The organism is Pseudomonas sp. (assembly GCF_017744435.1).
Classification (GTDB): Bacteria; Pseudomonadota; Gammaproteobacteria; order Pseudomonadales; family Pseudomonadaceae; genus Aquipseudomonas.
On record NZ_JAGIBG010000048.1, the window covers coordinates 1 to 21,037 of the forward strand.

At 65.1% G+C, this 21,037-nt stretch carries 23 protein-coding genes; 12 read left to right on the forward strand and 11 right to left on the reverse strand.

From position 1 onward, the window contains the following. Nucleotides 1-151: 151 nt before the first annotated feature. Nucleotides 152-874 carry a UDP-2,3-diacylglucosamine diphosphatase gene (gene lpxH / locus J7573_RS24190; protein WP_294340884.1) on the reverse strand — a complete coding sequence of 241 codons (723 nt, stop codon included), beginning with the start codon at nucleotides 872-874 and terminating at the stop codon, nucleotides 152-154. Next, nucleotides 871-1,374: a peptidylprolyl isomerase gene (locus J7573_RS24195; protein ID WP_079227872.1), complete on the reverse strand. Its 504-nt coding sequence runs from the start codon at nucleotides 1,372-1,374 to the stop codon at nucleotides 871-873. The genes lpxH and J7573_RS24195 overlap by 4 nt, the downstream gene beginning before the upstream one ends. 234 nt (nucleotides 1,375-1,608) lie before the next feature. On the opposite strand from J7573_RS24195, the gene J7573_RS24200 reads away from it, so the two are divergent. Both J7573_RS24200 and cysS read left to right on the forward strand, forming a co-directional pair. After that, a complete protein-coding gene (locus tag J7573_RS24200) occupies nucleotides 1,609-3,312 on the forward strand; it encodes a glutamine--tRNA ligase/YqeY domain fusion protein (RefSeq protein ID WP_060507419.1) in 1,704 nt (567 codons plus the stop codon). A gap of 9 nt (nucleotides 3,313-3,321) precedes the next feature. Next, entirely contained in the window at nucleotides 3,322-4,704 is a 1,383-nt protein-coding gene (gene cysS / locus J7573_RS24205; protein ID WP_103447067.1) for a cysteine--tRNA ligase, read from the forward strand. A 35-nt stretch (nucleotides 4,705-4,739) separates the two neighbouring features. Here cysS and J7573_RS24210 read toward each other — a convergent pair whose 3' ends face one another. From J7573_RS24210 to J7573_RS24235, 6 genes are all read right to left on the reverse strand, one after another. Next, complete coding sequence (locus J7573_RS24210; RefSeq protein WP_294340887.1) at nucleotides 4,740-6,131, reverse strand: HAMP domain-containing sensor histidine kinase; 1,392 nt, start codon at nucleotides 6,129-6,131, stop codon at nucleotides 4,740-4,742. Beyond that, the gene (locus tag J7573_RS24215; protein ID WP_103447069.1) at nucleotides 6,109-6,789 is read right to left on the reverse strand and encodes a response regulator transcription factor; all 681 of its coding nucleotides are present in this window, start codon (nucleotides 6,787-6,789) and stop codon (nucleotides 6,109-6,111) included. Before J7573_RS24215 ends, J7573_RS24210 begins: the two co-directional genes overlap by 23 nt. Nucleotides 6,790-6,935: 146 nt before the next feature. After that, nucleotides 6,936-7,955, reverse strand: coding sequence for a branched-chain amino acid aminotransferase (locus J7573_RS24220; RefSeq protein ID WP_013972500.1), 1,020 nt, complete (start codon nucleotides 7,953-7,955; stop codon nucleotides 6,936-6,938). 157 nt (nucleotides 7,956-8,112) lie between these two features. Continuing rightward, on the reverse strand, nucleotides 8,113-9,717 hold the full coding sequence (locus J7573_RS24225) for an ATP-binding cassette domain-containing protein (RefSeq protein ID WP_294340919.1): 1,605 nt from the start codon (nucleotides 9,715-9,717) through the stop codon (nucleotides 8,113-8,115). Nucleotides 9,718-9,881: 164 nt separating this feature from the next. Further along, nucleotides 9,882-10,235, reverse strand: coding sequence for a hypothetical protein (locus tag J7573_RS24230; protein WP_294340920.1), 354 nt, complete (start codon nucleotides 10,233-10,235; stop codon nucleotides 9,882-9,884). Next, nucleotides 10,232-10,609 (reverse strand): glyoxalase superfamily protein, encoded by a 378-nt coding sequence (locus J7573_RS24235; protein WP_294340921.1) that lies wholly within the window; start codon nucleotides 10,607-10,609, stop codon nucleotides 10,232-10,234. The genes J7573_RS24230 and J7573_RS24235 overlap by 4 nt, the downstream gene beginning before the upstream one ends. Before the next feature lie 272 nt (nucleotides 10,610-10,881). Here J7573_RS24235 and J7573_RS24240 point away from each other — a divergent pair, with 272 nt between their 5' ends. The 8 genes from J7573_RS24240 to ureG are packed head-to-tail and all read left to right on the forward strand — an operon-like array spanning nucleotide 10,882 to nucleotide 16,444. Continuing rightward, the gene (locus J7573_RS24240) at nucleotides 10,882-11,715 is read left to right on the forward strand and encodes an urease accessory protein UreD (RefSeq protein WP_294340922.1); all 834 of its coding nucleotides are present in this window, start codon (nucleotides 10,882-10,884) and stop codon (nucleotides 11,713-11,715) included. A 9-nt stretch (nucleotides 11,716-11,724) separates the two neighbouring features. Further along, complete coding sequence (locus J7573_RS24245) at nucleotides 11,725-12,027, forward strand: urease subunit gamma (protein ID WP_027916767.1); 303 nt, start codon at nucleotides 11,725-11,727, stop codon at nucleotides 12,025-12,027. 19 nt (nucleotides 12,028-12,046) lie between these two features. Beyond that, entirely contained in the window at nucleotides 12,047-12,364 is a 318-nt protein-coding gene (locus J7573_RS24250) for an urease subunit beta (protein WP_294340923.1), read from the forward strand. Beyond that, nucleotides 12,361-14,064, forward strand: a complete 1,704-nt coding sequence (gene ureC / locus J7573_RS24255; RefSeq protein WP_294340924.1) for an urease subunit alpha — start codon at nucleotides 12,361-12,363, stop codon at nucleotides 14,062-14,064. Before J7573_RS24250 ends, ureC begins: the two co-directional genes overlap by 4 nt. Before the next feature lie 10 nt (nucleotides 14,065-14,074). Next, entirely contained in the window at nucleotides 14,075-14,566 is a 492-nt protein-coding gene (gene ureE, locus J7573_RS24260; protein WP_294340925.1) for an urease accessory protein UreE, read from the forward strand. 23 nt (nucleotides 14,567-14,589) lie between these two features. Next, complete coding sequence (locus J7573_RS24265; protein WP_294340926.1) at nucleotides 14,590-15,135, forward strand: HupE/UreJ family protein; 546 nt, start codon at nucleotides 14,590-14,592, stop codon at nucleotides 15,133-15,135. Continuing rightward, the gene (locus J7573_RS24270) at nucleotides 15,135-15,809 is read left to right on the forward strand and encodes an urease accessory UreF family protein (protein WP_294340927.1); all 675 of its coding nucleotides are present in this window, start codon (nucleotides 15,135-15,137) and stop codon (nucleotides 15,807-15,809) included. The genes J7573_RS24265 and J7573_RS24270 overlap by 1 nt, the downstream gene beginning before the upstream one ends. An 11-nt stretch (nucleotides 15,810-15,820) precedes the next feature. Beyond that, entirely contained in the window at nucleotides 15,821-16,444 is a 624-nt protein-coding gene (ureG, locus tag J7573_RS24275; protein ID WP_027916761.1) for an urease accessory protein UreG, read from the forward strand. On the opposite strand, the gene J7573_RS24280 is transcribed toward ureG, so the two are convergent. The 3 genes from J7573_RS24280 to J7573_RS24290 all read right to left on the reverse strand — a co-directional run bounded on the left by J7573_RS24280 (nucleotide 16,407) and on the right by J7573_RS24290 (nucleotide 19,703). After that, nucleotides 16,407-18,005 (reverse strand): sensor domain-containing diguanylate cyclase, encoded by a 1,599-nt coding sequence (locus tag J7573_RS24280; RefSeq protein WP_294340928.1) that lies wholly within the window; start codon nucleotides 18,003-18,005, stop codon nucleotides 16,407-16,409. The genes ureG and J7573_RS24280 overlap by 38 nt on opposite strands. 101 nt (nucleotides 18,006-18,106) lie before the next feature. Continuing rightward, nucleotides 18,107-18,835, reverse strand: coding sequence for a thioredoxin family protein (locus J7573_RS24285; RefSeq protein WP_294340929.1), 729 nt, complete (start codon nucleotides 18,833-18,835; stop codon nucleotides 18,107-18,109). Between the two features lie 208 nt (nucleotides 18,836-19,043). Continuing rightward, on the reverse strand, nucleotides 19,044-19,703 hold the full coding sequence (locus J7573_RS24290) for an HAD-IA family hydrolase (protein WP_294340930.1): 660 nt from the start codon (nucleotides 19,701-19,703) through the stop codon (nucleotides 19,044-19,046). A gap of 92 nt (nucleotides 19,704-19,795) precedes the next feature. Here J7573_RS24290 and lexA point away from each other — a divergent pair, with 92 nt between their 5' ends. Together lexA and imuA are read left to right on the forward strand one after the other, a co-directional pair. Further along, nucleotides 19,796-20,413 (forward strand): transcriptional repressor LexA, encoded by a 618-nt coding sequence (gene lexA / locus J7573_RS24295; RefSeq protein WP_294340932.1) that lies wholly within the window; start codon nucleotides 19,796-19,798, stop codon nucleotides 20,411-20,413. After that, a complete protein-coding gene (imuA, locus tag J7573_RS24300; RefSeq protein ID WP_294340934.1) occupies nucleotides 20,413-21,033 on the forward strand; it encodes a translesion DNA synthesis-associated protein ImuA in 621 nt (206 codons plus the stop codon). Before lexA ends, imuA begins: the two co-directional genes overlap by 1 nt. Nucleotides 21,034-21,037 lie beyond the last annotated feature (4 nt).

Sequence of the window (21,037 nt, forward strand, 5' to 3'; positions counted from 1 at the left end):
TCCTGAAAGTCCGAGCCGACTGCTTCGCGGGCACGTCGAATCGCCGCACCGCCGCTCCCACAGGTCCACCACATACCTTGGAACTGTGGTGATCCTGTGGGAGCGGCGGTGCGGCGATTCGACGTGCCCGCGAAGCAGTCGGCTCGGACTTTCAGGAGAACTCGAACGGCTCCAGGGCAAAGCCTTGGGCATCGACCTGCAAGGTCCAACCCCGCCGGTCCCAATCCCCCAGCACAATGCGCCGTGCCGGTTCGCCATCCACCACCAGCTTGTGGATCGCCGGCCGGTGGGTGTGGCCATGCACCAGCGTGCGCACGCCGTGCGCCGCCATCACCTTCGGCACTTCTTCCGGCGTGACGTCGACGATCTCGGTGGCCTTCATGCGCGTCTGCGCACGGCTTTCGCTGCGCAGCTTGCGCGCCAGTTTCTGCCGGGTGGCCAGCGGCAGGTGCCGGAGGATCCACAGGCTTACCGGGTTGCGCAGGTGGCGGCGCATCTTCATGTAGGCCAGGTCGCGGGTGCACAGGGTGTCACCATGCATCAGCAACACCTGTTCACCGCCCAGTTCGATCACGCTCGGGTCGGCCAGCAGCGTGCAGCCGGCGGCCGCGCAGAAGTCGTGGCCAATCAGGAAGTCGCGGTTGCCGTGCATCAGGTAGATCGCCGTGCCGCTGTCGCTGAGCTGGCGCAGGGCCTGGCAGATCGACTGCTGGAACGGGGTCATGGCATCGTCGCCGATCCACGCTTCGAAGAAGTCGCCGAGGATGTACAACGCCTTGGCGTGACGGGCGCGGCCGTCGAGCAGATCAAGAAACGCCCGGGTAATGTCCGGGCGTTCTTCTTGCAAGTGCAGATCGGAGATCAGCAGGATCACTCAATGATCTCGGCTTTCTCGATGATCACGTCTTCTTTCGGCACGTCCTGGTGGCCAGCTTTGGAGCCGGTGGCAACTTTCTCGATGGCGTCGACGACTTCACGGCCTTCGATCACTTCGCCGAATACGGCGTAGCCCCAGCCCTGGGTGTTCTTGCCGCTGTGGTTGAGGAAGTCATTGTTGGAGGCATTGATGAAGAACTGCGCGGAAGCGGAGTGCGGATCCATGGTGCGGGCCATGGCGATGGTGTACTTGTCGTTCTTCAGGCCATTGTCGGCTTCGTTCTGGATGCTGGCACGCTTGTCACGCTTTTCGTTCATGCCTGGCTCGAAACCGCCGCCCTGGATCATGAAACCCTTGATCACACGGTGGAAGACGACGTTGCTGTAATGGCCGGCCTTGACGTACTCAATGAAGTTGGCCACGGTCAGAGGGGCTTTCTCGGCGTTCAGTTGCAGGACGATGTCGCCGTGGTTGGTGCTCAGTTTGACTTTGGACATGCTGAAATTCGCTCTTTCAAGGCAATCGGAATAGGGTGCGCAGGGCGCGGGTTATCACCTGACGCAAAATATGATGACCGCGACACATGGTGCGCAGCGGCCATTTTGCACGGATCGCGATAAATCGCGCCAGTTTGTCGGTGCCCGGCTGTCAGCAGCTTGACTGCTTCGGCTATGATAGGCCCTTTGATTCAATCGGCCTACCCAGGCCGGACACGTGCATTCAAGGATCCTATGAGCAAGCCCACTGCCGACAACGCGCCCAACGCCGCTGCCAAAGGCGCCCCCGCTGTCCCTGCGAACTTCCTGCGGCCGATCATCCAGGCCGACCTGGACTCGGGCAAGCACAGCAGCATCGTCACCCGCTTCCCGCCGGAGCCCAACGGCTACCTGCACATCGGCCACGCCAAGTCGATCTGCGTCAACTTCGGCCTGGCCAAGGAGTTCGGCGGCGTCTGCCACCTGCGCTTCGACGACACCAACCCGGCCAAGGAAGACCAGGAATACATCGACGCCATCCAGAGCGACGTCAAGTGGCTGGGCTTCGACTGGGCCGGCGAGGTGCGCTATGCCTCCAACTACTTCGACCAGCTGCACGACTGGGCCGTTGAACTGATCAAGCGTGGCAAGGCCTATGTCTGCGACCTGACCCCTGATCAGGCCAAGGAATACCGCGGCAGCCTGACCGAACCCGGCAAGAACAGCCCGTTCCGCGAGCGCGGCGTCGAGGAAAACCTCGACCTGTTCGCGCGCATGAAGGCCGGCGAGTTCAAGGACGGCGAGCGCGTGCTGCGCGCCAAGATCGACATGGCCTCGCCGAACATGAACCTGCGCGACCCGATCCTGTACCGCATCCGTCATGCCCACCACCACCAGACCGGTGACAAGTGGTGCATCTACCCGAACTACGACTTCACCCACGGGCAGTCCGACGCCATCGAAGGCATCACCCACTCGATCTGCACCCTCGAGTTCGAAGGCCACCGCCCGCTGTACGACTGGTTCCTCGACAACCTGCCGGTACCGGCGCACCCGCGCCAGTACGAGTTCAGCCGCCTGAACCTGAACTACACCATCACCTCCAAGCGCAAGCTCAAGCAGTTGGTCGACGAAAAGCACGTCAGCGCCTGGGACGACCCGCGCATGTCGACGCTGTCGGGCTTCCGTCGCCGCGGCTACACCCCGGCGTCGATCCGCAACTTCTGCGAAATGATCGGCACCAACCGTTCCGACGGTGTGGTCGACATGTCGATGCTCGAGTTCAGCATCCGTGACGACCTCGACCGCACCGCGCCACGTGCCATGTGCGTGCTGCGCCCGCTGAAGGTGGTCATCACCAACTACCCGGAAGGCCAGGTCGAGCAGCTCGAACTGCCGCGCCACCCGAAGGAAGACATGGGCGTGCGCGTGCTGCCGTTCGCCCGCGAGCTGTACATCGACCGCGATGACTTCATGGAAGAGCCGCCAAAGGGCTACAAGCGCCTGGAGCCAGCCGGTGAAGTGCGCCTGCGCGGCAGCTACGTGATCCGCGCCGACGAGGCGATCAAGGATGCCGACGGCAACATCGTCGAGCTGCGCTGCTCGTACGACCCGGACACCCTGGGCAAGAACCCGGAAGGCCGCAAGGTCAAGGGCGTGATCCACTGGGTGCCGGCCGAAGGCAGCGTCGAGTGCGAAGTACGCCTGTACGACCGCCTGTTCCGCTCCGCCAACCCGGAGAAGACCGAAGATGGCGGCAGCTTCCTCGACAACATCAACCCGGATTCGCTGCAAGTGCTGACCGGCTGCCGCGCCGAGCCGTCGCTGGGCCAGGCCCAGCCTGAGGACCGCTTCCAGTTCGAGCGCGAAGGCTACTTCTGCGCCGACCTCAAGGACAGCCAGCCGGGTCGCCCGGTGTTCAACCGCACCGTCACCCTGCGTGACTCCTGGGGCAGCTAAGGAATCGCCGTGCTTACCATCTACAACACGCTGAGCAAGACCAAGGAAGCCTTCAAGCCGCTCGATGGCAACAAGGTGCGCATGTACGTGTGCGGCATGACCGTGTACGACTACTGCCACCTTGGCCACGGCCGCAGCATGGTGGCGTTCGACCTGGTGACCCGCTGGCTGCGTAAAAGCGGCTACGACCTGACCTACGTACGCAACATCACCGACATCGACGACAAGATCATCAACCGCGCCAACGAAAACGGCGAGGCGTTCGACGCCCTGACCGCGCGCATGATCGACGCGATGCACGAAGACGAGCGCCGCCTGAACATCCTCAAGCCGGACCTGGAGCCGCGTGCCACCGACCATATCGCCGGCATGCACGCGATGATCCAGACCCTGATCGACAAGGGCTATGCCTACGCGCCGGGCAACGGTGACGTGTACTACCGGGTCGGCAAGTTCGTCGGCTACGGCAAGCTGTCGCGCAAGAAGATCGAAGACCTGCGCATTGGTGCGCGCATCGAGGTCGACGAGGCCAAGCAGGACCCACTGGACTTCGTCCTCTGGAAAGGCGTCAAGCCGGGCGAGCCTTACTGGGATTCGCCGTGGGGCCCTGGCCGTCCGGGCTGGCACATCGAGTGCTCGGTGATGTCCACCTGCTGCCTGGGCGAGAGCTTCGACATCCACGGTGGCGGCAGCGACCTGGAGTTCCCGCACCACGAGAACGAGATTGCCCAGAGCGAGGCAGCCACTGGCAAGCAGTACGCCAACAGCTGGATGCACTGCGGCATGATCCGTATCAATGGCGAGAAGATGTCCAAGTCGTTGAACAACTTCTTCACCATCCGCGACGTGCTCGACAAGTACCACCCGGAGGTGGTGCGCTACCTGCTGGTGGCCAGCCACTACCGCAGCGCCATCAACTACTCCGAAGACAGCCTGCGCGATGCCAAGGGCGCCCTTGAGCGTTTCTACCACGCCCTGCGTGGCCTGCCACGGGTTGCCGCCAAGGGTGGTGAAGCGTTTGTCGAGCGCTTCAGCGTGGCGATGAACGACGACTTCGGTACCCCGGAAGCCTGCGCCGTGCTGTTCGACCTGGTGCGCGAGATCAACCGCCTGCGTGACAGCGATGTCGACGCGGCGGCTGGCCTGGCCGGTCGCCTGCGCGAGCTGGGCGATGTGCTGGGCGTGCTGCAGCTGGAGGCCGACGACTTCCTGCGTGCCGGCGCTGAAGGCAAGGTCGATGCGGCTGAGGTGGAAGCCTTGATCCAGGCGCGCCTGCAGGCGCGTGCGGACAAGAACTGGGCGGAATCCGACCGCATCCGTGACCAGATCACTGCCATGGGCGTGGTGCTGGAAGACAGCAAGGGTGCCACTACCTGGCGTCTGGCTGACTGATCGGCATAACTGGGGCCGCAAAGCGGCCCCAGCTTTTACTTGGCTAGCCCGGCAAGCGGGCAATGTAGCACCAGCTTCGCCCCACCCAGCTCGCTCTCGCCAATCTCCAGCCCGAACCCATGCAGGTCGACGATCGCCGCAACGATCGACAAGCCTAGCCCGAACCCGGAATGGCGGTGGCCTTCCTCGCTGCGATAGAACCGCTTCAACACCGCAGTCCGCTCTTCTTCGGCAATCCCCGGCCCGCTGTCTTCAATGGCGATGTGCACACCCAGCTCATCCTGAGCCGCCTTGATGGCAACCCGGCCGCCTTCGGGTGTGAACTTGATGGCATTGCCCACCAGGTTGGCCAGCGCTTCGAACAGCAGCTCGCGATCACCATGCAGCGCCGGCAACTGGGCAGGCTGTTCGAGATTCAGGCGGATGCCGCCATCCTCGGCCAGCGGCAGGTAGAAGTCGTGCAGTTCCACCAGCAAGTCGTGCGGATCGAGCTGAACGAAGCCGGCGCGGCGCTGGCGGTCTTCCAGCTCGCTGATACGCAGCAAACCACGGAAGCGTGCCATCAACGTGTCGGTCTCACCGATCGCCTGGTCCAGCGCTTCGGCTTGTGGCGAATCATTTGCGCTCTGCTGACGAATACGGTACAGCTGCGCCCGCAGGCGGGTGAGGGGCGTGCGCAGGTCGTGGGCGATGTTGTCACAGACGCCTTTGACTTCATGCATCAATCGCTCGATGCGGTCGAGCATGGCGTTGACGATGTCGGCGAGCATGTCCAGCTCATCGCGGCGGGCCGACAACGGCAAGCGGTGGGTGAGGTCGCCGGCGACGATCAGCTCGGCCTGGGCCTGAATCGCACGAATGCGCTTCAGCGGGCGGCGGCGCAGCAGGTACCAACCGGCAAACCCTGGAATCAGGGTCAGCGAGATACCCCACAACAACGCATGCAGGATGATGCGGGTGACCACGAACAACGAGCCATTGTCGCGGAACAGCACCAGCCAGCGGCCATCCTGCACTTGGATCGCCACGGCATCGCAGCTGTCACGTGGCATGTGCGGGTCGTCAGCGTCCAGGCAGCGCTTGAGTTCGTGCACCTTGCCGTCCAGGCCAAGGTCAGGGGGGATCGAGCGGATGCGCCCACCCACGGGGTTGAACTGGGCGTCGAACAGGCCATAGGCATCGAAACTGCGTTCTTCGAACGCCTGGCTGGCGATCAGGGCATCGTCCAGCTGCTTGCCGCTCATGTGCGCGAACAGGTGCTGGCGCTGCAGCATGGAGTGGCGGGTGAGCTTGTTCAGGTAACTGGAGACCTCGAAATACAACACCCCCATGAGGATGCTGCTCCACGCCACGAACAGGAAACTGTACAGCGCCAACAGGCGACTGGTGGACGAACTCCAGCCCTTAGACGGGTTCAGCAATGGCATAACCCGAGCCCCGTACCGTACGGATCAGCGGCGACTGGCCGGCGGAGTCGATCTTCTTGCGCAGGCGGCCGATGTGCACGTCGATCAGGTTGGTGCCCGGATCGAAGTGGTAGCCCCAGACTTCCTCGAAGATCATCATCCGCGTGATCACCTGGCCGCTGTGGCGCATCAGGTATTCCAGCAGCTTGTACTCGGTGGGCAGCAGGTTGAGGGTGTGCTCGCCGCGGCGGGCCTCGTGGCTGATCAGGTCCAGCTGCAGGTCGGCGACCTGCAGGCGGGTCTGGGTCATGGGTACGCTGTTGCGCCGCAGCAGCACCTCGACCCGCGCCGCCATCTCGTCCGAGGCGAACGGCTTGGTCAGGTAGTCGTCGCCACCGGCACGCAGGCCGCGCACGCGCTCGTCCACGTCGGAGAGGGCGCTGATCATCAGGATTGGCGTCGCGATCTTCAGGTTGCGCAGGGTGGTGACGATCGTCAGGCCATCGACCTCGGGCAGCATGCGGTCTACGGTGATCAGGTCGTAACCGCCGGCAATGGCCTTGGCCAAGCCCTCGCGGCCATTGTCGGCCCAATCCACTTCCAGGCCGTGGCTGGAGAGTTCGGCGACGATTTCCTGGCCGGTGACGGCGTCGTCTTCGATGGTCAGTACGCGTGGCATGCTCGTTCCTGGGCGTCTATTTGGAGATTTGATTGTGCCAAAGAATAGCCAAACGGCGATTTAAGAAAAATTCATCTACGCCGGGTAAAACAAAACGGGGCATGCCAGTGTCTGGCATGCCCCGTCGATCAGCATGGCGCAGCGGCTCAGGCGACCTTGACGATCCAGCCTGCCGGTGCTTCGACGTCACCGCTCTGGATACCGGTCAGCTCGTTATAGAGCTTCTGGGTGACCGGGCCGACCTTTTCCAGGTCGTGGAACACGTGCAGCTTGCCGTTGTACTCGATGCCACCGATCGGGGTGATCACCGCAGCGGTGCCGCAGGCGCCGGCTTCGATGAAGCGGTCGAGCTTGTTGATCTCGACGTCGCCTTCGATCACGGTCAGGCCCAGGCGCGATTGCGCCAGTTCCATCAGCGACAGGCGGGTGATGCCTGGCAGTACCGAAGCCGATTTCGGGGTGACGAATTCGTTGTTGGCGGTGATGCCGAAGAAGTTGGCCGAACCGACTTCCTCGATCTTGGTGTGGGTCAGCGGATCGAGGTAGATGGCGTCGGCGAAGTTGGCCTTCTTGGCTTCAGCGCCCGGTTGCAGGCTGGCCGCGTAGTTGCCACCGACCTTGGCTGCGCCAGTGCCCTGAGGGGCGGCACGGTCGAAGCTGGAGATCTGGAAGTTGTGCGGCTTCATGCCGCCCTTGAAGTACGAGCCAACCGGGATGGCGAAGATCGAGAAGATGAACTCGGGGGCGGTGCGCACGCCGATGTTGTCGCCGGTACCGATCACGAACGGGCGCAGGTACAGGGCGCCTTTGCCGTGCGGCGGGACGAACTTCTCGTTGGCCTTGACCACTTGCTTGCACGCTTCGATGAACACATCGGTCGGCACCTGCGGCATCAGCAGGCGCGCGCAGCTGCGCTGCATGCGGGCGGCGTTCTGGTCTGGGCGGAACAGGTTGATCGAGCCGTCCTTGCAACGGTAGGCCTTGAGGCCTTCGAAGCACTGCTGGCCATAGTGCAGGGCGGTGGAGCCTTCACTGATGTGCAGCACGTTGTCTTCGGTCAGGGTGCCTTTGTCCCACTCACCATTGCGCCACACGGACAGATAGCGCTTGTCGGTCTTGATGTAGTCGAAACCCAGCTTGTCCCAGTTAATGCTTTCGTTACTCATGACACCCTCGATTGTCTTGCAAGTGCCCGATCGCTCGGGCTGCTGTTATATGCGCACCACGCCACGATAATACAAACCTTGCGGATCGGGAACCGTGGCAGCGGCCTTGCGTCGCGAAAGGCAGCGAAGCCCCCCGATCGGAGGTCACGTTGCAGCCCTATTGCGACACAGAGTCGCTCTCACAAACGAGATGCAGGTAGCCGTCAAGTTTGAGACGCTCGAGAAACACCGCATCATGGGAGCTGACCAGCAAAGCCCCCTGGAACTGATCCAGCATGCGCTCCAGGGCTTCCAGCGAAGGCAGATCGAGATGATTGCCAGGCTCATCGAGCAGCAACAGATCGACCGGTCGTTCGCCATACAGGATGGCGGCCAGCGCCGCCTTGAGACGTTCGCCACCGCTTAGCAGGCCACTGGGGAGCTCGATGCGAGAAGCATCCAGGCCCAGTTGGGCCAGGCGAGTGCGCAGGGTGGCCTGGTCCTGCGCCGGGTGGGCCGCTGACAGGTGGTCAAGTGCGCTGTGCCGGCTCGGCAAGGCGCTGCAATGCTGGTCTAGCAGCGCCACTTCGCCGTTTTGATGCAATTCGCCCGCCTTGAGCGACAGATTGCCGAGCAGCACCTCGAACAGAGTGGATTTGCCGCTGCCATTGGCCCCGGTCAAGGCCATCCGCTGGCCCAGGCATAGGCGCAGGTCGATCGCCTGGGCACTGCCCCTGGGCAGTTGCGCCCCTTGCAGCCGCAACACTTCACCTCCCGCATGGCGTCGAGGTACTGGCGGGAGAACCACGACCGGGCTGTCCTGCTCGACCTGGCGAGCCGCCTCGCACACCTGCGTCTGCAGCCCTTGCAGGACCGTGCGATGGTCGCGCCGTTGCTTGCCTGCGGTGGCTTGGCTGCGTTCCTGCTGGCGGTCGACGAGAATCTTGGCCTGGTTGGCATGCTTGGCCTGGCGGCCGGCACGTGCCTGGTGGCGCTCCAGGCGCTCGCGTTGGCGCTGCAGTTCGCGGGCCTGATGCTGGCGTTCCTGTTTGGCGCGGTCGAGTGCCTGCAAGGCCTGCTCACGCTGCTCAGCCTTGTTTCGTTCATAAAAGTCGTAATTGCCGCCGAACGATTGCAGGCCCAGGCCCGATAGTTCGACGATGCGCGTCATGTGCCCGAGCAGCTCGCGGTCATGGCTGATTACCAGCAATCCCTTGTCCCAGGCCTGGAGCATGCGCAGCAGTTCGGCGCGGCCCTCGCGATCCAGGTGGTTGCTGGGTTCGTCGAGGATCAGGTAGTCGGCCTCGCTGAGCCAGGCACCCAGCAGGGCGATCCGCATGGCCTGGCCGCCGCTGAGGCGGGCGACCGGGTGGTGGTGGTCGAGGTGCCCCAAGCCCTGCTGTTGCAGGTGCTGGTGCAGCTGTTCGCGAACGTTCCAGCGCTCGCCCACGGTCTCGAAATCGTCCGGGTCGACTCCGCCTTGCTCGATGCGCTCCAGCGCGGCGATCACCCCGGCAACCTGGGCCAGGTCGGCCACCCGCGGGCTGTGTTCGATCGCCCGCTGGTCCAGGTAATGGACCCGCCCCTGGCGCAGGCAGCGGCCACTGCCGGGCTCGCGCCGGCCGGCCAGTATCTGCCCGAGCAGGCTCTTGCCCACGCCGTTACGCCCGACCAGGCCGGTACGGCGTTGGTCGAACGACAGGTTGAGGTCGGTAAACAAGGACCTGCCGTCAGGCAAGGCCAGGCAGACGCTGTCCAGCGTCAGGATCGACGTATTCGTCATGCAAAACTCCACATATGCCGCGACATCTCCGGGGGCCGGAGGCTGAAGTCTGGCCGTCGAAAGGACGGCGGCATCAATGGCGCATTGGACGAATACCTCGTGGAAGTGGATGCGAAAGCCTAACCGAGCGGCGAGGGCGGGTAAAGGCCCTGCGGGCCGCTTCCTCAACGCAAGCGCCTGCTCCAGTCACCTGCGTGGCTGCGCGAGCAGGCTTCTTCACTGTCGAATCGTACATGCCAGGCAACGTGGTCCAGCTTCATGCCGGCTTCGTCGAGCGCCTGGGCCGTCAGCGCCAGCATGCGCGCCTTGGCCTCACCCGCCAGCGCCGCTGCTTTATCGGCCTCACGCTCGAACACCCAGGTAATACGCAGGCTGGCCGGGTAGTCATCCGGGTCCAGCCTATGGGTCAGCCAGGTGAAGCCGACGATCTCGCCTTTTGCGGTTTCGCAGGCTTCGGTCAGGCAGGTGACCAGCTCGCGCTCCAGGCGCGCCAGGTCGCGCTTGCTCATGGCTTTCACTGGGCATCCTCATCATCGATCTGCTGGCAGAAGCGCAGCAGATTGCCGAACGGGTCGCGAATCTGCATCTGCAGGCCCCAGTCGACCCGTTCGGCTTGGGGGCGGGCATAGCCGTACTGCTTGTCCAGCAGTTCCCGCTCCAGTGCGCGCAGGTCTTCGGTGCGGGCGAACACCGTCGAGCCTGGGCAGGCATCGCCGTGGTGCTCGCTCAGGTGCAGGATCAGGCCGTCGCGGTGAATCTGCATATAAAGCGGCAAGTCCGGGCTGAAGCGGTGCTGCCAGTCGATCTGGAAGCCTAGGAAGTCGAGGTAGAACTCCCTGGCTTTGTCGACGCAGAAGATTCGCAAGACCGGGATGGCGGGGGCGAGTGACATGGCGATTCCTTGGCCGAGGGTAATTGGAAGACTTTAGCGCAGCACCGAAACAGGGCCAAGAGCCGCCTCCGCAATGTGCATCGCAACCCTGTATGCCCCACGCCAGAGCCCTCGCCACGAAGGTTTCATCTTCATTCACCTGCGTAGTTGGCCCGCAACCTGCTATATCCAGCCAGCGAAATTTGATCGAGTGGTCAGCCTGCTATCGCCCGCAGGTGCTGAACATGACCCTCTGAACGGCCGTCAGGCCACGGATATGAAGGGGCCGCAGGATGTCGCTCGCGGAGCAGATCGAACCCACCGAACAGGACGCCGGCTGGAGCGCCCACCTGCATTTGCGCTTCGTCGAGCGCAATGGCGTGACCCGCCTTGGTGCGCGCCGGCATTTCGGCCCGCTTTTGGTGCAGCGGCCGTTCTACCCGGAAGGTGCGCCGTGCCACGTTTACGTGCTGCACCCACCCGGCGGCATCGTCGCTGGCGACCGCCTGGAGCTGGACATCCACCTCGAACCCGGCAGCCACGCGCTGCTGACCATGCCCGGCGCCAGCAAGTTCTACCGCAGCATCGGCCCCACCGCGCGGCTGGCCCAGCGCTTTCACTTGCAGGCCGGCAGCACGCTGGAATGGCTGCCCCAGGACAGCATCTTCTTCAATGGCGCCCGCGCCAGCCTCGACAGCCGCTTCACCCTTGAGCCCGGTGCCAGGTTGCTGGCCTGGGAAACCCTGTGCCTGGGCCGGCCGGTGATGAATGAGCGCTTCGAGCAGGGCGCACTGGACAGCCGCCTGTGCATCGAGTTGCCCGGCGACCCCGGCCTGCACGAGCGCCTGCGCATCGCCGGCGGGCAACTGGCCAAGGTCGGCGGCCACCCGCTGGTCGCCACCTTCTGCGCAGCGCCGGCAACTCCGGCTGTGCTGGAACAGGTGCGCGCGCTACTCGATGAGCTCGACACCCCCGCAGGCGCGACCTTGCTCGGCTCGCTGCTGGTGATCCGCCTGCTCGACCACGACAACCAACACCTGCAACACACCCTGCAGCGCCTCTGGCATGCCCTGCGCCCGGCCGTTCTCGGTCTGGCCGCGTGCCCGCCGCGCATCTGGGCCACTTGAGAGAGCGCCATGGAGCTGACCCCGAGAGAGAAAGACAAACTGCTGCTGTTCACCGCCGCGCTGCTGGCCGAACGGCGCCTGGCCCGTGGCCTGAAGCTCAACTACCCGGAGGCGGTGGCGCTGATCAGCGCAGCCGTGCTCGAAGGCGCCCGCGACGGCCGCACGGTGGCCGAGCTGATGAGCCTGGGCCGCGAGGTGATCGGCCGCGAGCAGGTCATGGAGGGCGTCGCCGAGATGCTGCATGACGTGCAGGTCGAGGCGACCTTCCCCGACGGCACCAAGCTGGTGACCGTGCACGACCCCATCGTCTGACCTGGAGCAGGAGCCCAGCATGATCCCAGGTGAAATTCAGGTCGCCGCTGGCGACATCGAACTCAACGTCGGCCGTGACACGGTCAGCGTCAGCGTGGCCAACCATGGCGACCGGCCGGTGCAGGTCGGTTCGCACTACCACTTCTACGAGGTCAATGCTGCGCTGGTGTTCGAGCGTGAGCCGACCCGTGGCTTTCGCCTCGATATCCCGGCCGGCACCGCCGTGCGCTTCGAGCCGGGCCAGTCGCGCACCGTGCAGCTGGTGGCCTACGCCGGCAAGCGTGAAGTGTACGGCTTCCAGGGCAAGGTGAATGGCGCGCTGGAGGGCAGGGCATGAGCCGCATTTCCCGTCGGGCCTACGCCGACATGTTCGGCCCCACCGTCGGTGACCGCGTGCGCCTGGCCGACACCGCGCTGTGGGTGGAGGTCGAGAAGGACTTCACGCTCTACGGCGAAGAGGTCAAGTTCGGTGGCGGCAAGGTCATCCGCGACGGCATGGGCCAGGGCCAGATGCTCGCCGCCGAGGCCATGGACCTGGTGCTGACCAATGCCCTGATCATCGACCACTGGGGCATCGTCAAGGCCGATATCGGTGTCAAGCACGGGCGTATCGCCGTCATCGGCAAGGCCGGCAACCCCGATGTGCAGCCGGGCGTGACCGTGCCAGTCGGCCCGGGCACCGAAGTGATCGCGGCCGAAGGCAAGATCGTCACCGCCGGTGGCATCGATTCGCATATCCATTTCATCTGCCCACAGCAGGTGGAGGAGGCGCTGACCAGCGGCGTCACCACCTTCATTGGCGGTGGTACCGGCCCGGCTACCGGCACCAATGCCACCACCTGCACACCGGGGCCTTGGTACCTGGCGCGCATGCTCCAGGCTGCCGACTGCCTGCCGATCAACATCGGCCTGCTGGGCAAGGGCAACGCCTCGCGCCCCGAAGCGCTGCGCGAGCAGATTGCCGCCGGCGCCGTGGGCCTCAAGCTGCACGAGGATTGGGGCTCGACCCCGGCTGCCATCGACTGCTGCCTGGGCGTGGCCGAAGAAATGGACATCCAGGTGGCGATCCATACCGACACCTTGAACGAGTCGGGCTGCATCGAAGACACCCTGGCCGCCATCGGCGACCGCACCATCCATACCTTCCATACCGAAGGAGCCGGTGGCGGCCACGCGCCGGACATCATCCGCGCGGCAGGGCAGGCCAACGTGCTGCCATCCTCGACCAACCCGACCCTGCCGTACACGGTCAACACCGTCGACGAGCACCTGGACATGCTCATGGTCTGCCACCACCTGGACCCGAGCATTGCCGAGGACGTGGCCTTCGCCGAATCGCGCATCCGCCGCGAGACCATTGCCGCCGAGGACATCCTCCACGACATGGGCGCCTTCGCCATGACCTCGTCCGATTCCCAGGCCATGGGCCGGGTCGGTGAAGTGGTGCTGCGCACCTGGCAGGTGGCGCACCAGATGAAGCTGCGCCGTGGCCCGCTGGCGCCGGACACGAGCTACAGCGACAACTTCCGGGTCAAGCGCTACATCGCCAAGTACACGATCAACCCGGCGCTGACCCACGGCATCGCCCATGAAGTCGGTTCGGTCGAGGTCGGCAAGCTGGCCGACCTGGTGCTGTGGTCGCCGGCGTTCTTCGCGGTCAAGCCGGCCCTGGTGATCAAGGGCGGGATGATCGCCACCGCGCCGATGGGCGACATCAATGGTTCGATCCCGACCCCGCAGCCGGTGCACTACCGGCCCATGTTCGGCGCCATGGGTGCGGCCCGCCACGCCACGCGCATGACCTTCCTGCCCCAGGCCGCCATGGACCGCGGCCTGCACCAGGAGTTGGGCCTGCAGAGCCTGATCGGTGTCGCCCACGGCTGCCGCCGGGTGCGCAAGGCCGACATGGTCCACAACACCTTGCAGCCCGTGATCGAAGTCGATTCGCAGACTTACCAGGTGCGCGCCGATGGCGAGTTGCTGGTCTGCGAGCCGGCCAGCGAACTGCCGCTGGCCCAGCGTTATTTCCTGTTCTGAAGGAGTGAACATGATTGTTTTGACCCGCCGGATCGAGGCATCCGAGAGCGCCACCGGTACCGTGACCCTGGATGTCGACAGCCGCATCAAGAGCCGCTTGCGTGTGACCCTGGACGATGGCCGCGAAGCCGGCCTGATGCTCGAACGTGGCCACCTGCTGCGCGGCGGCGAGTTGCTCGCCGATGCCTCGGGAGAGCAGGTGATCCGCGTACTGGCTGCACCTGAGGCGGTGTCGACCGTGCGTTGCACCGACCCGCACCTGCTGGCCCGCGCCGCCTATCACCTGGGCAACCGCCACGTACCCCTGCAAATCGATCCGGGCCTGCTGCGCTATCAGCATGACCATGTCCTTGACGACATGCTGCGCGGCCTGGGCCTGACGGTGGAAGCCGAGCAGGCACCGTTCGAGCCGGAAGCCGGTGCCTATCAGAGCGCTCCGCACAGCCACAGTCACAGCCATGGCCACGACCATCCGTTCGTGCGTCTGCCTGCCCATTCCTGAACCCTTCATTAAAGGAGCCAACAATGAAAAAGATTTTCGCCCTTGCCCTGCTGATGGTCGCACTGCCGGCCTTCGCCCATCCGGGTCACGACGGCAACCCGTTGCACGACGGGCTGTTGCACCCGCTGACCGGCCTCGACCACCTGCTGATGCTGCTGGGGACCGGTGTGCTGGCCGCGCTGACCCGGCGCAATTTGACGCTGCCGCTGGCCACCCTGGCCTCGATGTTCGCCGGTGCCGTGTGCGGCCATGTGTTTGGTGATGTGCTGGGGATGGAAACCATGATCGCTGTGTCGGTGCTGGTGGCCGCCGCCGCCGTGCTGCTGCCGAGCCGTCAGTTGCTGTTGGCCCTGGCCATGCCGGTGTTCGCCCTGTTCCACGGCTGGGCCCACGGTGTCGAGGCGACGCCGAGCGCCTTCTGGCTGTTCAGTGCCGGCTTCGTCACCGTCAGCGGCCTGTTGCTGGCCGTCGGCTTCGGCGTCGGCTGCCTGCTGCGCCGCCACAGTGGCCTGCAGAAGGCCTTCGGTGGCGGCATGCTGGCTGGTGCCGCGCTGGTGCTGGCCGGTTGATGAACAGCGACCTGGCACTGCTGCGCTTGCTGCAGCTGGCCAGCCCCGGCCTGCCGGTGGGTGGCTTCACCTACTCGCAAGGGTTGGAGTGGGCCGTCGAGGCGGGTTGGGTGCAGGACACTGCCGGCTTCAGCGCCTGGCAGCGCGAGCAGATGCACGACACCCTGGCCTGCCTGGACTGGCCGGTGCTGGCGCGCCTGTACCGCGCCTGCGAGGCGGGCGACGCGCAAGCATTCAGCCACTGGAGCCACTTTCTGCTGGCCAACCGCGAAACCGCCGAGCTGCGCCTGGAAGAACAGCAGCGCGGCTCGGCCCTGGCGCGCCTGCTCGATGGCTGGGAGCTGGGCCAGGACCCGGCCTGGCGCGCCAGCCTCGAACTCAGCCAGCTTGGCGGCATGGCCTGGCTCGCCGTGCATTGGCAGATCCCGCTGCGTCAACTCGCCCTCGGCCATGCCTTCGCCTGGCTCGAAGGCGCCGTGATGGCCGGGGTCAAGCTGGTGCCGTTCGGCCAGCAGGCGGCGCAGACCCTGCTGCGCGACCTGGGTGCTGAACTGCCCGGCGTGCTGAATCAGGCACTGGCATTGGCCGACGACCAGCTCGGCGGCGGCCTGCCGCTGCTGGCAATCGCTTCATCGCGTCACGAAACCCAATACACCCGTTTGTTCCGTTCCTGAGGACTGCCTTCATGCAAAGCTATCAGCAACCCCTGCGCGTCGGGGTCGGCGGCCCGGTCGGCTCCGGCAAGACCGCGCTGCTCGAATGCCTGTGCAAGGCCATGCGCGATCACTACCAGATCGCCGTGGTGACCAATGACATCTACACCAAGGAAGACCAGCGCATCCTCACTGAGGCCGGTGCCCTGGAGCCTGAGCGGATCGTCGGTGTCGAAACCGGTGGCTGCCCGCACACCGCCATCCGCGAAGACGCCTCGATGAACCTGGCTGCCGTCGAAGCGCTGGCGCGCAAGTTCGGCAACCTCGAAGTGATCTTCGTCGAAAGCGGTGGCGACAATCTCAGCGCCACCTTCAGCCCGGAGCTGGCCGACCTGACCATCTACGTCATCGACGTGGCCGAAGGTGAGAAGATCCCGCGCAAGGGTGGCCCCGGCATCACCAAGTCGGACTTCCTGGTGATCAACAAGACCGACCTGGCGCCTTACGTCGGCGCCTCGCTGGAGGTCATGGAGCGTGATACCCAGCGCATGCGCCCGCAGCGGCCCTGGACCTTCAGCAACCTGAAGAAGGGCGAAGGCTTGCAGGCGGTGATCGACTTCATCGTGGAGCGGGGGATGCTGGGTGTGAGGGGCTGAAGTCCAGCACCTCGACGCGGTTGCGGCCATTCTGCTTGGCCTTGTACAGCATCTCGTCAGCCTGCTTGAGCACGGTCTCGGCCAGCTCGGTGTCGGGCTGGCGGCAGGCCACGCCGACCGACAGGGTGAGCGTGCCGCAGTGGGGCGTGTCGGCCTGCTCGACCGCCTCACGAATACGCTCGGCGATACGCCGGGCATCGGCCAGGGTGGTGTCCGGCAGCAGCATGGTGAACTCCTCGCCGCCGACCCGGCAGGGCAGGTCATGTTGCCGGGAATTCTGCCGCAGCAACTCGCCCAGGTGCTTGAGCACGTCATCGCCGGCGTCATGCCCGTAGGTATCGTTGACCCGCTTGAAGAAATCGATATCCAGGGCCAGCACGGCGAATGCCTGCTGGCTTTCCATCAAGGCGGCCAATGCCAATTGCAGCGCCCGCCGGTTGGCCAGGCCGGTGAGGGCATCGCTCTGGGCTTCCTGGCGCAGCTTGCCGAATTTTTCCTGCATCAGGCGCTCGGCAGTGAGCAGGGCGCGGCGGATGGCCGCGGCCTCCACGTACCAGGCGTCGATGCCGCGCAGTTCATTGGCGGTCTCGCTGGCTGAAAGGTGCGTGGCGCCGTGTGCCAGCTGGCGCAGTGGCTTGATCAGCCGGTAGGTCATCCACAACACCAGCGCAAAGCCGATCAGGCTGGCCGGCAGAATGTACAGCAGCACCTTGCGCATCAGCTCGTGCAAGGGCGCCAGGGCCAGCGCGCGCGGTTGCTGGGCGACCACGGCCCAGTGCGCGTCCGGTACCGGGGCGAAGCCGGCGAGCATGGGGATGCCAATGTAGTTGGGCGCATCCAGGTTACCGGTCTCGCCGCGCAGGGCTGCCTCGATGGTCGGGCTGCCGGTGGCCAGGGCGCCGATGCGTTCATGGTCGGGGTGGTAGAGCAGGCGCTCGTTGGCATCGGCGACGAAGGCAAAGGTGCCGTCATGCTGGTAGTGCTGGCCGATCACCGTGTGCAGTTCGCTTTCTTTCTTGAGAAACACCGAGCCACCGACAATGCCCAGGTAGCGGCCGTCCGTGGCGAAGATCGGCTCGGAGATGAACACCACCAGGTCGCCGCCCCGTGAGGTGTAGGCAGGGCTGACCTGCGGCTTGCGGGCATCGACGGCCTGCAGGATCTCCGACGCACGCTGGCGGTGGCTGGCGATCTGGCGAATGTCCGGATACGCCACCAGCACTTGCCCCTGGGCATTGACGATGACAATGGAGTTGAAGTCTTCGTCCTGGCTTTGCAGGCGCCTGGCTTCGGCTTGCAGTAACGCTGGGTCATCCAGGCCGGCGGCAAGCTGCCAGGCACTGTAGGTCAGGTGGCTGCGGGCCGAGCGCAGGAACTCGGTGATGCTCGAGGCCACCTTGCTGGCGTAGGCCTGGTTGGCTTGCAGGGAGAACTGCACCAGGGTGGCCAGCTGCACTCGGTAGGCGACATACAAGGTGTTGAACAAGGTGGCCAGGCAGGCCAGCACGACGATGCCGACTACCAGGGTTCGCAGGTCGAGCAAGGGTAAGCGCTTGGGCATGGCGGGCCTGTCTGGCAAGGGCGACGGGCTCAAGTATGGCCGGTTTCTGCGCGGCTGCTGCCCAAGTGCCGCTACGCTGCAGGCGGCACTTGGGCGACGGATCACTCATGGCAGCAATGGGGTTTGCCGGGCTGGCCCTCGTAGCGATCGTGGTGCCGCACCCAGTCCATGGTCCCGGCTTCGTTGCGCCCCAGTGGCGCGATGTCGAGGAAGTTGTAGGTGTTGACCAGGATGTCCAGGCCGCGGGCGTAGGTGGAGTAGGTATGGTAGAGCGTGCCATCCGGGTCTTTGTAGAAGGCGCTCAGGCCTGGCAGCTCGGCTTCGTTGCCGGTGTAGGGTTCGTAGTTGTACTGGCGTTGGCCCTCTGTGCCGACGCTGACGCCGAAGTCCTCGTTGAAACCGCTGCCGTTGGATGAATACCAGGGGAATCGCCAGCCCATGCGCTGGCGGAAGGTCTGGAATTCAGGGTAGGGCGCGCGCGACACGGCGACCAGCGAGACGTCGTGATGGGCCAAGTGCAGGTTGGCGCCATCGAAATGATCGGCGAGGAACGAGCAGCCTGGGCAGCCTTCGCTCCAGCCCTCGGCAAACATGAAGTGATAGACCAGCAGCTGGCTGCGCCCGGCAAACAGGTCGGCCAGGCTCAGTTCGCCGTCCGGGCCCTGAAATCGGTAGGGTTGCTCGACCTTGACCCAGGGCAGGGCACGACGGGCAGCGGCCAGTTCATCGCGCTGGTGGGTGAAGGCTTTTTCGTGCAGCCACAGCTGGCGGCGGGCGGCCAGCCATTGCTCGCGCGAGGCGGTCGGGTGTTTCTGATCGGGGGTGCTCATGGGGGCTGACTCCGTGGGGGATTCAGTGAGTGGTCGATTCGAAGGGGAGGTGGATCGACAGGCTTGGAGCAGGGCCGACGAGTGGTTTGCGGGTGTAGGGCGGGAGGGGGGTGGCGCCTGTGAGATCGAGCGCCGCCCGCGATGCGCCGCGCGGGCGGCGCTCGATCTCACAGGCGCTGAATGCCTCCCGGCGGGCACCTAGGGGCCATCACCCGTGCATGGTTTCGATCAGTTCCCACAGCTGCGGATCATTGAAATCCCTCACCACCAGTTTCGCCCCGGCAGCCAGCAGCCGCTCCGGCGTCTGGGTAGTGGCAACCCCAACGGTGAAGATCCCGGCCCCGCTCGCCGCAGTCACGCCCGGCAACGAATCCTCGAACGCCAGCGCCTCGCCCGCCGCCGCTTCCAGGCGTTGCAACCCGGTCAGATAGGGCAGTGGATCAGGCTTGGCCCGCTCCAGTTCCTCGGCCACCAGCACATGCTCGATGCGATCGCCAAGCCCCATGGCCGTGAGCATGTGCTTGGCATTCAGCCGCGGCGCATTGGTCACCACGCACATGCCGATGTCCCAGGCTCGCGCATGGTCCATCAGGCGCAGCAGGCCGGGCATGGGTTGCAACACGGGTGACAGTTCACGGAAAAGCGCTTCCTTGCGCTCGGCCAGCGCCTGGCGCTCGGTTGTGTCGGCAAGCGGAAACAACTCGGCAAACAGTTCACCATTGGCCCGGCCGCTGACTTGGGCATCGAATTGTTCCTGGGTCAGCTCCCGGCCGTCATAGTCATGCAGCAGTTGGCGGAAGGCCTGCAAGTGCAGGGTGTCGGTGTCGGTCAAGGTTCCATCGAGATCGAACAGCAAGGCAGTCAGCATCAGGTATCCAGGTATTCAAAACAAAAGCCCGGGGATGATAACCAAACCTGACGACAAAGGGGGCTGTTCAGCGTACACCGAAAAGAGTACAAATGTACTCCATGGACAATCTCACCCCAAAACGCCGTGCAATCCTCGAATTCATTCGCGAGCGCATTGCCGACCACGGTCAGCCACCGAGCCTGGCCGATATCGCCAGCCGCTTCGGCTTCGCCTCGCGCAGCGTCGCGCGCAAGCACATCACCGCGTTGTGCCAGGCCGGCTACATTGACGTCACGCCCAACCAGGCGCGGGGCATTCGCCTGGCCGAGCCCCTGCGCCGGCCGGAAATCCTCGAGATTCCCGTGCTGGGGCAGGTGGCCGCCGGTGCGCCGATCGGCCCGGACCTGGGCATTCACGAGCAATTGCTGCTCGACCCCAGCCTGTTCCGACGCACACCGGACTACCTGCTCAAGGTGCGCGGTGATTCGATGATCGACGACGGCATCTTCGACGGTGACCTGGTCGGCATCCGCCAGCAGGGCGAGGCACGTGACGGCCAGATCGTGGTCGCACGCCTGGACGGCGAAGTCACCATCAAGCGCCTGCAGCGCCAGCCCGGTGGTTACCGGCTGTTGCCGCGCAACCCGGCCTATGCGCCGATCGACGTGGGGCCCGAGCGCGACTTCTTCATCGAAGGCGTGTTCTGTGGCCTGTTGAGGCGCGACTGATGGGCGCGGTGGTCGATCTCGATCGGCTGCTCGACCAGCGTCAGGTCTGGCGCGGGCGGCAGGGCCAGGTGCGCCCGGCCGGGCTGCAACCCACTGGCCATGCACTGCTCGACCAAGGCCTGCCGGATGGCGGTTGGCCGGCCGCAGCCCTCAGCGAGTTGCTGTTGGCCAGCCCGGGCTGTGGCGAGTTGCAACTGCTCTGGCCATCCCTGGCACGCCTGACGGCTGAAGGCGGGCGGGTGGTGCTGGTGGCGCCGCCGTTCATTCCCTATGCACCGGCCTGGCAGGCCGCTGGCGTGGACCTGCGCTGGCTGGTGCAGGTCGATGCCGCGCAGGCCGATGCCCTGTGGGCGGCCGAACAGTGCTTGCGATCCGGCAGCTGCGCGGCGGTGCTGTGCTGGCCGGAGCGTGCCGATGACCGCGCCCTGCGTCGCCTGCAGGTGGCCGCCGAGACAGGGCAGGCACTGGCCTTCGCCTGTCGGCCGCAACAGGCTGCGCACAACCCGTCGCCCGCTGCGCTGCGTATTGCCGTGGATACGCGCCCGGCGCAATGGCGTGTACTCAAGTGCCGTGGCGGCATGCCACCGGCCATGCCAATCGCCTGCCCAGGGCGGGGTTGATGCA

Coding starts and splice junctions, on each gene's coding strand:
- J7573_RS24195 (WP_079227872.1), bottom strand. CDS start 1,374: ATGTCCAAAGTCAAACTGAGCACCAACCACGGCGACATCGTCCTGCAA.
- J7573_RS24200 (WP_060507419.1), top strand. CDS start 1,609: ATGAGCAAGCCCACTGCCGACAACGCGCCCAACGCCGCTGCCAAAGGC.
- J7573_RS24210 (WP_294340887.1), bottom strand. CDS start 6,131: ATGCCATTGCTGAACCCGTCTAAGGGCTGGAGTTCGTCCACCAGTCGC.
- J7573_RS24215 (WP_103447069.1), bottom strand. CDS start 6,789: ATGCCACGCGTACTGACCATCGAAGACGACGCCGTCACCGGCCAGGAA.
- J7573_RS24220 (WP_013972500.1), bottom strand. CDS start 7,955: ATGAGTAACGAAAGCATTAACTGGGACAAGCTGGGTTTCGACTACATC.
- J7573_RS24225 (WP_294340919.1), bottom strand. CDS start 9,717: ATGACGAATACGTCGATCCTGACGCTGGACAGCGTCTGCCTGGCCTTG.
- J7573_RS24235 (WP_294340921.1), bottom strand. CDS start 10,609: ATGTCACTCGCCCCCGCCATCCCGGTCTTGCGAATCTTCTGCGTCGAC.
- J7573_RS24240 (WP_294340922.1), top strand. CDS start 10,882: ATGTCGCTCGCGGAGCAGATCGAACCCACCGAACAGGACGCCGGCTGG.
- J7573_RS24245 (WP_027916767.1), top strand. CDS start 11,725: ATGGAGCTGACCCCGAGAGAGAAAGACAAACTGCTGCTGTTCACCGCC.
- J7573_RS24250 (WP_294340923.1), top strand. CDS start 12,047: ATGATCCCAGGTGAAATTCAGGTCGCCGCTGGCGACATCGAACTCAAC.
- ureC (WP_294340924.1), top strand. CDS start 12,361: ATGAGCCGCATTTCCCGTCGGGCCTACGCCGACATGTTCGGCCCCACC.
- ureE (WP_294340925.1), top strand. CDS start 14,075: ATGATTGTTTTGACCCGCCGGATCGAGGCATCCGAGAGCGCCACCGGT.
- J7573_RS24265 (WP_294340926.1), top strand. CDS start 14,590: ATGAAAAAGATTTTCGCCCTTGCCCTGCTGATGGTCGCACTGCCGGCC.
- J7573_RS24270 (WP_294340927.1), top strand. CDS start 15,135: ATGAACAGCGACCTGGCACTGCTGCGCTTGCTGCAGCTGGCCAGCCCC.
- ureG (WP_027916761.1), top strand. CDS start 15,821: ATGCAAAGCTATCAGCAACCCCTGCGCGTCGGGGTCGGCGGCCCGGTC.
- J7573_RS24280 (WP_294340928.1), bottom strand. CDS start 18,005: ATGCCCAAGCGCTTACCCTTGCTCGACCTGCGAACCCTGGTAGTCGGC.
- J7573_RS24285 (WP_294340929.1), bottom strand. CDS start 18,835: ATGAGCACCCCCGATCAGAAACACCCGACCGCCTCGCGCGAGCAATGG.
- J7573_RS24290 (WP_294340930.1), bottom strand. CDS start 19,703: ATGCTGACTGCCTTGCTGTTCGATCTCGATGGAACCTTGACCGACACC.
- lexA (WP_294340932.1), top strand. CDS start 19,796: ATGTACTCCATGGACAATCTCACCCCAAAACGCCGTGCAATCCTCGAA.
- imuA (WP_294340934.1), top strand. CDS start 20,413: ATGGGCGCGGTGGTCGATCTCGATCGGCTGCTCGACCAGCGTCAGGTC.